Origin of the sequence: Hyphomicrobium sp., assembly GCF_047600905.1 — a bacterium.
In the GTDB taxonomy this organism is placed as follows: Bacteria; Pseudomonadota; Alphaproteobacteria; order Rhizobiales; family Hyphomicrobiaceae; genus Hyphomicrobium_B.
In genome coordinates, this window is record NZ_JASGKD010000001.1 from 3814283 (window position 1) to 3826977 (window position 12695).

General features: G+C 60.9%; 8 protein-coding genes and 1 pseudogene. 5 read left to right on the forward strand and 4 right to left on the reverse strand.

Annotated elements, in window-relative coordinates:
* Window positions 1-2 precede the first annotated feature (2 nt).
* The 5 genes from QM780_RS18265 (at window position 3) to QM780_RS18285 (ending at window position 4724) form a co-directional block, all read left to right on the forward strand.
* Entirely contained in the window at window positions 3-1352 is a 1350-nt protein-coding gene (locus tag QM780_RS18265; protein WP_415071848.1) for a bifunctional folylpolyglutamate synthase/dihydrofolate synthase, read from the forward strand.
* A 255-nt stretch (window positions 1353-1607) separates the two neighbouring features.
* A complete protein-coding gene (gene adh, locus QM780_RS18270; protein WP_415071849.1) occupies window positions 1608-3128 on the forward strand; it encodes an aldehyde dehydrogenase in 1521 nt (506 codons plus the stop codon).
* A 126-nt stretch (window positions 3129-3254) separates the two neighbouring features.
* Window positions 3255-3626, forward strand: coding sequence for a DUF779 domain-containing protein (locus QM780_RS18275; RefSeq protein ID WP_415071850.1), 372 nt, complete (start codon window positions 3255-3257; stop codon window positions 3624-3626).
* A 32-nt stretch (window positions 3627-3658) separates the two neighbouring features.
* The gene (locus tag QM780_RS18280; protein ID WP_415071851.1) at window positions 3659-4087 is read left to right on the forward strand and encodes a DUF779 domain-containing protein; all 429 of its coding nucleotides are present in this window, start codon (window positions 3659-3661) and stop codon (window positions 4085-4087) included.
* Window positions 4088-4121: 34 nt separating this feature from the next.
* The gene (locus QM780_RS18285) at window positions 4122-4724 is read left to right on the forward strand and encodes a cysteine hydrolase family protein (protein WP_415071852.1); all 603 of its coding nucleotides are present in this window, start codon (window positions 4122-4124) and stop codon (window positions 4722-4724) included.
* Window positions 4725-4797: 73 nt separating this feature from the next.
* Here the strand turns inward: QM780_RS18285 and trxA are convergent, their stop codons facing one another.
* From trxA to QM780_RS18305, 4 genes and pseudogenes are all read right to left on the reverse strand, one after another.
* A complete protein-coding gene (gene trxA, locus QM780_RS18290) occupies window positions 4798-5130 on the reverse strand; it encodes a thioredoxin (RefSeq protein ID WP_415071853.1) in 333 nt (110 codons plus the stop codon).
* Window positions 5131-5226: 96 nt separating this feature from the next.
* Window positions 5227-8811 carry a double-strand break repair helicase AddA gene (gene addA / locus QM780_RS18295; RefSeq protein ID WP_415071854.1) on the reverse strand — a complete coding sequence of 1195 codons (3585 nt, stop codon included), beginning with the start codon at window positions 8809-8811 and terminating at the stop codon, window positions 5227-5229.
* Window positions 8808-11930 carry a double-strand break repair protein AddB gene (gene addB, locus QM780_RS18300; protein ID WP_415071855.1) on the reverse strand — a complete coding sequence of 1041 codons (3123 nt, stop codon included), beginning with the start codon at window positions 11928-11930 and terminating at the stop codon, window positions 8808-8810. The genes addA and addB overlap by 4 nt, the downstream gene beginning before the upstream one ends.
* A pseudogene (locus tag QM780_RS18305) lies at window positions 11930-12671 on the reverse strand (nucleotidyltransferase family protein). The gene addB and the pseudogene QM780_RS18305 overlap by 1 nt, the downstream one beginning before the upstream one ends.
* Between the last annotated feature and the right edge of the window lie 24 nt (window positions 12672-12695).

Below are 12695 nucleotides of genomic sequence, written 5' to 3' on the forward strand. Positions count from 1 at the left end.
GTATGATCTCGTCAACGACACGGCGGACCAGCGACGCGCTCCTCGCCGACATGATGCTTTTGCATCCGAAGCTGATCGATCTGTCGCTCGGGCGCGTCGAGCGATTGCTGGCGAAGCTCGGACATCCGGAAAAGAAACTTCCTCCTGTCGTGCATGTGGCGGGGACGAACGGCAAGGGGTCGGTGACGGCGTACCTCAGGGCTTTCACCGAAGCGTCGGGAAAGCGGGCGCACGTTTATACATCGCCGCATCTCGTCCGGTTTCACGAGCGCATCGCGCTTGCCGGCGACGACGGGCGCGCGCACGCGATCGACGAAGATTTCCTGGTCGATGTTTTGACGCGCGTGCATGCTGTCAATGACGGCGACAACATCACCCAGTTCGAGATCACGACGGCGGCGGCGTTTCTGGCGTTTTCCGAGCGGCCGGCCGATGTTCTGATCCTCGAAGTCGGGCTCGGCGGCAGGCTCGACGCGACGAATGTGATCGGCGATCCGGCGCTGACGGTCATCACGCCGATTTCAATGGATCATGCCGAGAAGCTTGGGCCGACGCTTGGCAAGATCGCTTTCGAGAAGGCCGGTATTCTGAAGCGCCGCGTTCCAGGAATCATTTCGCAGCAGACAAACGACGTTTTGGCAGTGCTCGAGGCGCGCGCCCGTGCCGTCGATGCGCCGTTAACCGTCTGGGGCCGAGACTATGAGGCTTATGAGCAAGCCGGACGTCTGGTCGTGCAACGTGAAGACAGGCTTCTCGATCTGCCTCTTCCGGCGCTCATCGGCCGACATCAGATCGTTAATGCGGGGACCGCGGTCGTCGCTGCTCTCATTCTGGGCGAACGAGTGCCCGCGCTTGCCGTCGACGAGCAGGCGATCGAGGCGGGATTGCGCACGGTCGAGTGGCCAGCCCGTATGCAGCGTCTGACGTCAGGGCCGCTCCCTGATATCCTGGGGGATGAGGCTGAGCTCTGGCTCGACGGGGGTCACAATCCGGCGGCCGGAGATATGCTCGCCGATACGCTCGCGGCGCTGGATGAGAAATCGCCCAAGCCGGTCTATCTCGTCGTCGGCATGATGGGCGGCAAGGATGCTCTCGGCTTTCTGGCGCCGTTCCGGGGGCTCGTACGCGCAATTTATACGGTACCGATCCCCGGAGCGCATGAGGCTCCGCACAGCCAGGAGGATCTCGCGGAAGTGGCGCGTGGCGCGGGCATTCAGGCACTCGATCGCAAAAACGTGATTGATGCGCTGCACACGATCCGGGAGCTGCCGCCAGGGCCAAAGCGGGTGCTTATCTGCGGGTCACTTTATCTTGCCGGACACGTTCTCGCCCTCCAACAGAATATCGAATGAGCCCTTCGGGGGTGGTAAGGCCGGGTTTGCTTCAGGTCAAAGCTTGCCTTCTAAAGTTGGAGCTTTTCTGGGGTTCGAAAAGCCACAAAATACGCTACGTTGGCGCGGCTATATCGGGGTGCAATTCGCAAATTGCATACCTGCCTGAGATAACCCTCAAAAGCGGAGCACTTGGACCCGAAGCCCGCGCGCGGTAGAAACACACCATCAAGCAAAGAAGATCGCCCATCAGGCGTCAATCCGGAGGAAATTACGATGCAGCATGTAGCAATGGACAAGCTGAAAGGCCGGCAGATCATCAAGTCGCGCTATGACAACTTCATTGGCGGCAAATGGGTGGCGCCGGTGCGCGGCCAGTACTTCTCCAACGTGACGCCGATCACCGGGCAGCAAGTGTGCGAAATCGCCCGCTCGACCGCGGAAGATATCGAACTGGCGCTTGATGCCGCTCACAAGGCTCGCGAAGCCTGGGGCAATACCTCGCCTGCCGCTCGTGCCCGCGTTCTCGCGAAAATCGCGAACCGCATGGAAGAAAATCTCGACGTTCTGGCCCTCGTCGAAACGATCGACAACGGCAAGCCGATCCGCGAGACGACACACGCAGACCTTCCGCTGGCAATCGATCATTTCCGTTATTTTGCTGGCTGCGTCCGGGCTCAGGAAGGTTCGATCTGCGAGATCGACCACGATACGGTTGCCTATCACTTCCACGAGCCGCTTGGCGTCGTCGGTCAGATCATTCCGTGGAACTTCCCGCTGCTGATGGCGGTGTGGAAGCTTGCTCCCGCGCTCGCCGCCGGCAACTGCATCGTGCTGAAACCGGCCGAGCAGACACCGATGTCGATCATGGTTCTGATGGACATCATTGGCGATCTTCTTCCGGAAGGCGTCATCAACGTCGTCAACGGCTTCGGCGTCGAAGCCGGCAAGCCGCTCGCGCAGAACAAGCGTATCGCCAAGATCGCCTTCACCGGTGAGACGACGACCGGCCGCCTCATCATGCAGTACGCTTCGGAAAACATCATTCCCTGCACGCTCGAACTCGGCGGCAAATCGCCGAACATCTTCTTCGCCGACGTCATGGACGCCGACGACGAATATTTCGATAAGTGCCTTGAAGGCTTCACCATGTTCGCGCTGAACCAGGGCGAAGTCTGCACCTGCCCGAGCCGTGCGCTGATCCAGCGTTCGATCTACGAGAAGTTCATGGCGCGGGCGCTTGAGCGCGTCGTGAAGATCAAGCAGGGCCACCCGATGGACGCTTCGACGATGATCGGTGCGCAGGCTTCGAACGATCAGCTCGAAAAGATCCTGAGCTACATCGAAATCGGCAAGGGCGAAGGCGCGCGCGTGTTGACAGGCGGCCGTCGTGCAAACCTCAGCGGCGAGCTTGCGGGCGGCTACTATGTCGAGCCGACGGTTCTCGAAGGCCACAACAAGATGCGCGTGTTCCAGGAGGAAATCTTCGGACCGGTCGTGTCGGTCACGACCTTCGAAGACGATGCCGAAGCGCTCGCGATTGCAAACGATACGCTCTACGGCTTGGGCTCGGGCGTGTGGACCCGCAACGGCACGCGCGCTTATCGTATGGGCCGGGGCATTCAGGCGGGCCGCGTGTGGACCAACTGCTACCACGCCTATCCGGCGCATGCCGCGTTCGGTGGCTACAAAATGTCGGGCATCGGCCGTGAGACGCACAAGATGATGCTCGATCACTATCAGCAGACGAAGAACCTGCTGGTAAGCTACAGCCCGAAGGCGCTCGGCTTCTTCTGAGCTTCGGACCGTTGAGAGGTTTAGCGGGGCGCATTCCGGCAACGGAAGCGCCCCGCTTTCGTTTCCCTCTTATTCTGAAAGCCGCGGACGTGCATATTGGCCCCGGCGCGATGATGCGAGGTTGGAATGACGCCAGTGGAAATCTCCGCCACCCCCGAAGCCCGAGCCGCGTTGGCTCGCGTTGGCGCGGAGCACGGGCCGCTCATGTTTCACACGAGCGGAGGCCGTGTTGGTGGGCGTCAATTCCCGATCTGCCTGCCGGTACATGCGTTGCGGCTTGGAGCACGTGACCACCTGCTCGGCGAGGTCGAAGGCGTTCCGATTTATGAGATGGAGGATCGCGAAGGTAGTGTCTCCTGCCGTGCGAAATCCTATATCTTGGATGTCGCGGCGGGACCTGCCATTGGATTCTCTATAGCGGCGGCGCCCGGCCTACGTTTTACGCTAACGCCAATCGCGGGCGAGATCTGCGCGCACGCGCCGGAAGAGCACGAATAGAATAAAAGCCTGAATTCCCGCGGAGGAAATCAATGACCATCGAAAGCCAAGAAAAGCAAAGGACGAAGGCGTCTCGCGTCTCTTGCACGACTGCCGCGTCCGAACTCATCAACAAGCTGGTCGGAATCCATGGGCCGCTGCTATTCCATCAGTCGGGCGGCTGCTGCGATGGCAGCGCACCGATGTGCTATCCACGCGGCGAATTCAAAGTCGGCGCTCAGGACGTTTACATGGGCGAGATTGGCGGTCAGCCGTTTTACATGGGCCGCTCGCAGTTTGAATATTGGCAGCATACGCATCTGATCATCGACGTAGTGCCGGGACGTGGATCAGGATTTTCGGTCGAAAGTCCGGAAGGCGTTCGCTTTCTGACGCGCTCGCGCATCTATACCGATGCGGAAAATGACGAAATCGATGCGATGGGGCCGCCACCGACAGGCGTCGAGCACCCTCCACTATAAACGATAACAATCATGCAATGAGGGAGGAACGGTCATGGCGGTATCAAAAACGCTGCGCGATATTTCGGGCCTTGGGAATACGCCAGCAAGTATCGGCAGCTCAGCGCTGATCCTGATCGATTGCCAGAATACGTATCGGGAAGGCGTGATGCAGCTCGAGGGCGTCGAGCCGGCGCTGGTCGAGTGCCAAACACTGTTGAAGCGCTATCGTGAGGCCGGGCGGCCGGTCATTCATATCCAGCACGATGCGGGTGCCGGTTCACCCTACGACGTTACGGCGCCCATCGGCGCAATTGCCGATATTGTAAAGCCGAACGCCGACGAGCCGGTCGTTGTGAAGAACTATCCGAGCTCTTTCGAAAAGACGAACCTCGACGCGTTGCTCAAGGATCTTGGCGTCGAGGACCTGACGCTCGCCGGGTTCATGACGCATGTGTGCGTGAATTCGACGGCACGCGCCGCCTTCAACCACGGCTATCGCGCCACGGTCGTCGGCAATGCCACTGCGACACGATCGCTACCCAATCCCGCGACAGGCGGTGCCGTTTCGGCAAAAGAGCTTCATGAAGCGAGCCTTGCGGCACTTAGCGATATCTTTGCTGTCGTGGTGCCGAGCGCGGACAAGATCTCGGCCTAGAAGACGAACAAAATAAAAAGCCCCGCGGCGAGGCGGGGCTTTTTCAATTTCGAATTTCGAACTCGGCTCGGGCTCAGACGGCAGCCGCGACGCTTGAGTTGATCCAGTCTTCCAGCTTCTTCTTCTGGACGATGGCGCCGGTGTGCTGAGCGGCGACTTTGCCGCCCTTGAAGATCAGCAGCGTCGGCATGGCACGGATGCCGTAATGGCCGGTCACCTGCGGGTTCTCGTCAACGTCGACCTTAACGACCTTGACCTTGCCGGCCAATTCCTTGGCGACCTGATCGAGGGCCGGCGCCATGGCTTTGCACGGGCCGCACCACTGGGCGTGGAAGTCGACGACAACGGGCTCGCTGGACTTCAGGACTTCAGCTTCGAAGCTGGCATCTGTCACTGCGTTAGACATTGATTATGCTCCATTTCCGGGTCGTTTTTCGCCGGTGCGACCCGTTTGCCGCTAAGCGCGCAATAAGAAAAACCGATCCAAGAGGTAGGGTTTGCCTCAAACGGCGTCAAGGCTCCCCAAGTCGAGCTTCCAAAGCCGGGTGGTGTATGCGTCGAGGATATTGGAAGGAATTTCCATGAGTCGCGGGCCATCCGTCCAGAGAAGGGCGGCCCGGACAGCTTTGCCGGGATAGATTTCGCCCAGGGCGAGGCGGTAAGCCGCGAGTTGATAAAGATATGCGTCTGCAACCTGGTGAACCTCGACCGGGGGCGGCCGGTTGGTTTTGTAGTCGATGATCAGAACCTCACTGTCGGTGATCGCAATGCGATCGATCTGGCCGGAGAGATTGAGCGCTGGGCCGGTCCCGGACGGATGGGGGATGACGGCGGCGAGTGGGGCTTCAGCGACACTTTGCGGTCCGAAGATTGCTGCGAAGGCTGGATCGCGGAGAACGGCAAGCGTCTCCTTCACGATGCTGGTGCGAACTTTAGCAGGCAGCACGGCGCCGCGGCGGTCGACAAATGCCTGTGCAATTTCCTCGCGCCGGTCTTCTGCGATCGACGGCATGTGCTGAAGCAGCGCGTGCGTGATCGTGCCGCGAAGAAAGCGATTTGCGCCCCCCACAGCCAACGGTGACGGGATGTCGTTGCTTATGGCGGCGTCGCGCTTTGGAGGGGCTGCCGGTTCGCCCTCGGCGTCGGGTGCATAAGGTTCAAGGCGAGAGGGCGCGAGCGGCACCGACAGCTTCGGTTCGGCAGGTGCCCGCGCGGACGCGAATTCGGGCCGTGTGAGAGCTTGGCGTGCGGTGCCCTTTTCATGCTTCGGGATTTCGGGTGACGCGACTTGCGGCGTTTCGGTGCGCCAGATCTTCTGCCCGTCGTCACCGACGATTTCGGTCATGCTCGGAAGAAGCGCTTCCGACATAAGGTCGTACCAGCAGCCGGTCGCGCGGCCGCGCTTCGTTTCGAAGCCAGCGACATAGAGCCGGTCCCTGGCGCGCGTCATGGCGACGTAGAGGAGGCGGTTGCGTTCTTCCGTATCGAGTTCCTCTTTGCGGGTTCGGGCGGCAGCGATGGCCGGAACGCGCGACGTACCCTTGACGACCCATACAATCGGCTCGGGAAGGCTGTCGGGGCGTGGCAGATTGCTCAGCTTCACAAGGCGGGAGGAGGCGTCCTCGCCGGATGATGTCGTGCAGGTGTCGGGCAGGAAGACGATCGGGGCCTCAAGCCCCTTGGCGCCGTGGACCGTCATGACGCGCACCTCGTCGCGGCCGTGATCCATATCGCGTTTTACTTCGGGATCCGCCGCGCGAAGCTTGGAAAGAAATTGCGTGAGCGAGGGCGGATCGTTTTCATCGTAGGAGAGCGCGATGCTCAAAAACTCGTCGATGACGTCGGCCGCTTCCGGCCCGAGACGGTTCAGCATTTTTTCACGCATACCGTCGCGATCGAGGATGCCGGAGAAAAATTCGAATGGCGGCGTGAAGTCGGCTTTTGTGCGCCAACGCCTCAGCGTCTCGGCGGCGAACGCGTATTTCGGTTTCGCGGCGGCGTTATCGATCAGGACTTTCCAGAGCGTCCGTTGTCCGCGGCCGTAAGCGATATCGAGAAGGTCGTGATCATCGAAATCGAATAGCGGGCTTTTGAGAACGGTTGCGAGCGCAAGATCGTCTTCGGGCAATGTCAGGAAATCGCCAAGGACGAGAAGATCCTGGACGGCGATTTGCTCGATGAGCTTCAGCCGGTCTGAGCCTGCGACCGGGATGGACCGGCGTTTCAAGGCGGCGACCATCGGCACGGCGAAGGGATTGCGCTTCCGCACCAAGATTAAAATGTCGCCCGGTGTTATCGGCCGATTTTCGGACGATAGGCGTTCGCCGTTTTCCAACCAGGATTGAATGGTGTCGGCGATACGTTCAGCGAGGCGATGGGCGGAGGATCGCTCGTTGCCGTCCGAAAGCGGCTGCCAAGGATCGGCGTCGGCGGTCTCTTCGGGCTTTTCGGTGTCCCATATCTCGACAAGGCCCGCATGGCCGATACGATTTGCGACGTGGTTGATACTATCATCGCCTGCAGTGAGACCTGGTGTGCGCGTCGAATTGAGAAAAACACGATCGACGGCGGCGAGAACCGGCGCGACGGTGCGGAACGAGAGCGTAAGCGGCACGCGCTTCCATGGGCGTTGGGAATTTTGCGCGAGTTCGGCAAATTGGCGGCCCATTTTGGCGAACATTTCCGGCGCCGCGCCTTGGAATGAATAGATCGATTGCTTTTCATCGCCAACGGCAAAGACCGTGCGCGTTGCGGCGCCGGCGCCGACATCGGAAAAAAATTCGCGTGCGAGTTCGGAGATGATCGCCCATTGCTCGGGGCTCGTGTCCTGGGCTTCGTCGACGAGGATGTGTTCAAGACCGCCGTCGAGCTTGAAGAGCACCCATTGCGCCTGACCGGCCTTGCCGGTCAGCAGATCTCGGGTTTTCAGGATGAGGTCGTCGAAATCGAGCGCGCCAGCAGTGTCTCTGGCGGCTGCGTAGCGGCGAAGCACATCGCCTGCGATCTGATAAAGCGCTAGGGACGCATCGACGAGCTTCAGCGCCTGAAATTCCTGCGTAAGCCGCAAGAAGTTCTTTTGCGCCTGTTGGCAGCGATCGTGAAGGCCAGGGTTGGCATCGCTGAGCCCCTTCGTCATCAGCGACTTGCGAAGTTCATCTTTGCCGGTCAGGAAAAATGCGGCGAGAATTTCTTTTTTGCGGCGATGGTTCGTTTCGGACAGAGCTGCCGAGAGTGTCTCGCTGTGGTCGGTGTCCGTCTTCTTGCCGTTCGCCAGAATATCACGCAGCTCGCGAAGCTCATCGAGCGAAAGGACGCTCGCGCATTCGCCGTGGAGATCGGCTTCTGCGATATTCGCGCGGATGTTCAACTGGCGGCGTAGGAAGGCGTCCATCGCGGACAGTTCGTTGGTCAGCGCTTTGGTTTGGGCGGGCGCGGTTGCCTCGAGCCATTTGCGCTCTTCGACGGCTTTCGAGATCAGCTGATCGAAGTGTGAATCGGCGGCGTAGCGGATAATGTGGCCGAGCGCGCGACCGAGGGGAGAGGTCGGATCGCCCGTCGCCTTCGTGAGCGTCGCCTGAATGGCGGCGGCCTTGAGGTCTCCGGCTGCGACATCGTCAAGGATTTTGAAATCGGGCGGTACGCCGGCTTCGAGTGGAAAACGCTGCAAAAGCCGTTCGGCGAATGCGTGGATCGTTTGAACCTTCAAACCGCCGGGTGTTTCGATGGCGTGTGCGAACAATGTCCGCGCGAATGCCATCAGATCATCCGATACTGGCCCGCCGGTGACATTGGAAAGATCGTCGCGCAACGTCGCCGCTTCCATCGTCACCCAGCCCGCAAGCCGATCGAAGACGCGCTGTGACATCTGTGCGGCGGCGGCCTTGGTAAAGGTGAGGCAGAGGATACGCTCGGGGCGCGTTCCAGCGAGCAGAAGGCGCAGAACGCGAAGCGTCAGGACGTGCGTCTTGCCGGTTCCGGCGTTGGCGTTGACCCAAGCGGAATTTTGCGGATGCGAGGCGGCGCTCTGGTGTTCGTTGGTCGTTTGCCGGATGGCTTCGACCGAGGTCTTTTTGACTTCGAGGTTCATGACGATGCCTCGTCCTCGACATGGGCTGACCATTCGGCGACGCGCGCAAGATGCGCGTAGGCGTCATAATCGTAGTGATACCCCGGGCGGCGGATGGCGCGATAAGGCGTGTCTGGGTTGTCGAATGTCGCGATGAGCTGTTCGACGCCGGCGCGGGCGTTGGCGGCGAGCGCAGCAACATCGGTGGTCTTGACGGGTCGTTCTTCGCCCGGTGGTTCGCTACCGGAGGCGCGGATGTAGCGTAAGCCTTCGACCGAGCGGTCGGCGAGGTTCGGGAATCCGGTGTTGCTCATTGCAATGGCAGCTTCGAGCGGGAGCTGTGGCGATCGTCCCGATTTGACAGCGGCGTCGCTTGGCGCTGCGCCCGTTTTGTAGTCGGTGATGATGATCGACGATCCCTTGTCGTCGATCCGATCGGCTCGAGCTGTGAGCGTAAAGGGCTTGCCATTCAAATCGAGTACGAGGCGGCCGGACGTTTCGGCAATGATCGACTGGATGCCTTCACGCCGCGTCGGCTCCGTCGCAGCAAACCATTCGAGGAAGCGCTTCAGGCGTGGCAACCAAAAGGCTGCGATGCGCGGATGACCCGTGTAGCGTTCGAGGGCGGCGGCGGCGATGCGTTCGAGGTCGGCAGCAGGATCGGGCGGAAGTTCGGCCGGAAATTCCTTGGTGAAATCGGAGAGGACCTGATGCACCAGACCGCCGCGCAGGCTGGCATCAGGTGCTGCTCCAAGCTCCGGCAGAGGGCTGACGCCCAGAATGTGTCGAGCAAAAATGGCGTACGGGTTGCTCGTCCAGCGTTCGATTTCGGTCACGCTCATTTTTCTCGGACGCATATCGAGCGGTGGTCGCGGTTCGGGCGCTTGAATGGCTTGGCGCTTCGATTGATCGATAAGATCGCGGGCACGGGCCCACGCGAGCCAAGGCTTTTCGGATTCGAGGACGGACTCGAGTTTCATGCCTTTGAGCAGCGCACTGATGCGCATCAGCCAGCGCGAAGGCACGGTCGGCACGCCGTTGATCTTTTCGGCGCGCGTCAGATAAACGGTTTCGGCACCGAGCAAGGAGACGAAGTCGTGTGCAGCGCGGCCGGTTTCTTCTTCGGGCGAAGGAAGGCCCAACTCATTGCGCATTGGCCGGTTGAGCCAGGCGCCGGGTTCGGCAGCTTCAGGCCAGGTGCCTTCATTGAGCGATCCGAGGATCAGGACGTCGGGTTGCTGCAGACGGGCTTCGAAGGGACCCCATATGGCGACGCGGGGATGGACGGCTTTGTGTTCTCTAACGTTTTCGCGGGCGAGAAGCGTGGCATAGAGATCGGCGTAATCTTTGGAGGCGATCTCGAGCAACGGCGTTTCAGACTTCAGAAGATCGGTGAAGAAGCGCGCCGCGGTCTCTCCGGCGTCTTCCTGCCAGAGCGGGTTTTGTGAGCTCAACGGGTCGGTTTCTTCCGCAGGCAGCATGGCGAGCGTTTCGGCAGCGGCGGCATGGGCGCGCGCGAGATCGAAAAGCGCGTGGCTGGCTTCGGAGCCATATAGATCGGTCAGCGGTTTGAAAGCCTCTTCCATCTTGAGGACAAGAGCGCGCGCACCATTGGTATCTTCGGGCCAAAGCCGCTCCGCGGCTGCATGTTTGCGATAGTCTTCATCGAGGTCCGCATAATCGAGAGCGGCGAGGATGCCTGCGATGCCTCGGCCGAGATAAGGCCTGCGGAATGCGCTGATTTCGAGCGCGCGCGCAAAGCGGCGGATGTCAAAGGCATTGAAGCCGATCCGGCAGAGGGGATGATGGAGCAGCGCCATCGTTTCGGCCGGCGCAAAATCGTTGACGACGGCGTTGATGACGAGCGCCAGGAACGCGCCCGGGACGGTTTTCGCAAATGGGCGGCCGGCACTATCATCGACGCGGATACCCCAGGCTTCAAGGCGGATCGCGACGCGGCGCGCCAGCAGCCGGTCCGGCGAAACGAGAGCAGCGGTGCGTCCCGGCGTTTCGATCGCCTCGCGCAGGATGAGGGCGACCGTTTCGGCTTCGTCTTGTGCGGACGGCGCCTTGATGAGCGAAACAGCGGAGAGTGCGTTTGAGAGTTCGTTCCGGTCGGCGTTGCTCGTGAAATCATGCCAGAGATCGGTGGTTGCCGAAGGGCGCATGGCCTCGCTGAAGAAAGCCGCGCGGACGCGCTGGTCGGCTGCGAGCGTGGTTCCGGGCAAGTCTCTCACGTCTTTGCGCGCGATGCCGAGACTATCGAGCAGCTTCTTCAAACCGAACTGTGGGTGTTCGGGATGGCTCGGTGTAATCGCGTTCCAGCTCTTGTCGTCGAGCGATGTGTCAAGTGCCGGTAGGACGATCGCGCCGGACGCATGGGCGGCAACCGCGCGCATCAATGCGACGGTCGCAGGGATCGATCCGGTGACGCCGGCGACAATGACGACGTCATCGGGCTGCAACCTGGAGATTCTGTCCGCTTCCGCGAGAATCGATGCATTGCGCCGGGCTTCGGCCGAGATGAGGCCATGGGCCGCGAGATGGTTCGGCCAGAACTCGGTGACGATCTTCAGGAAATCGACGGTTTTCTTCCAGTGCTCGGAATAGGTTTCGGGGACGAGCGACTGTATGCCCGACAGCGAGACGTTTTCGCGCTCGATGTCGTCCATCAATTTGGCGAGTTCGATGGCGAGTTGGGCGGCTTGCGCAGGCGTCGAACCCAAGGCGGTTTCGTCAGCAAGAGAAGACGTCGCTGCCAATGTCTGGCGCCAATAGGCGACCAACTGCATCAGCACAAGCGTGCGGTCGAGAGGATCAATGGCAGGGGGTTGGTCGAGCGCTTCGATGCCGGATAGGCCGAATTCCAGAAGGTTCGAAATCAGCGATACGTCGTCGTCGCCCTGGGAAATCGGCTGGATGCGCGGCATGATCAGCGCGCGTGCGTTGGCGACCGAGAGAAAAGCCTCCCGTGCAGCGCGCGCGGCGCGTCGGGTCGGCAGCAGCAGCGTGATCTTGGGCAGCGAAAGAATATCGGGTGCGCGGCCGCCGGATTTCGGCAGGTCCCCATTCAAGATGGCACGCGCGAGGGCTTCGAGAAACGGTACGCCCGGCGGCAAAGTGAAGATGTTCGGCGGCATCAATCGGAACTCGTGGTCAGTGGTTCTGTGAGCGCGGCCTCGGCTTCGGCGAGGGCCTGCGGCGTGCCGACATGCATCCAGATACCCTCGAGGCGCAGACCATGCAGACGACCATTTCCGATGGCGCGGTCCCAAAGCGTGTTGAGCGAAAACGCTCCTTCCGGCGCGCCCTCGAACAAGCGCGGGTGGGCGATCGAGACACCGGCGAAGACGAAGGGCGCCATTCTCGGACCGGATTGGCGAGTTAGCCGCCCGTTCGCATCCATCTGGAAATCGCCGAGGCCGTCGTATCCGATGCTGGCTGCGAGCGGCGCGACCAGCATCAGGCTATCCATCGTCGCCTCGTCCCAGGCATCGAGCAGGCGATCAAGATTTCGAACCGAGGCCTTCGATCCAGACGGAATCCGAATTGTGGATGATGAACGGCTCGGGTCCAAGTTTCGCAAGCGCATTGCGTACGCCGCCGCCGGTATCGAGCAGCTTCTTGCGCTCATCGGAGAAGATGATTTTCGGTTCGGTGCGCCGAGACAGATGCTGTTCGATCTTGTCGGCGAGATAATGGACGTTGACCACCGCTTTCTTGACGCCGGCGATCGAGAGGCGATCGAGCACATGATCGATCAGGGGCTTGCCTCCCAGCGGTACGAGCGGCTTGGGGATTGAGTTCGTCAGCGGGCGCATGCGCTCGCCTTTTCCGGCTGCCAGGACGAATGCGCTTGTCGGGCGCTTGGCGGACGTCATGCGATATGCGTCTCCGGAATTCGG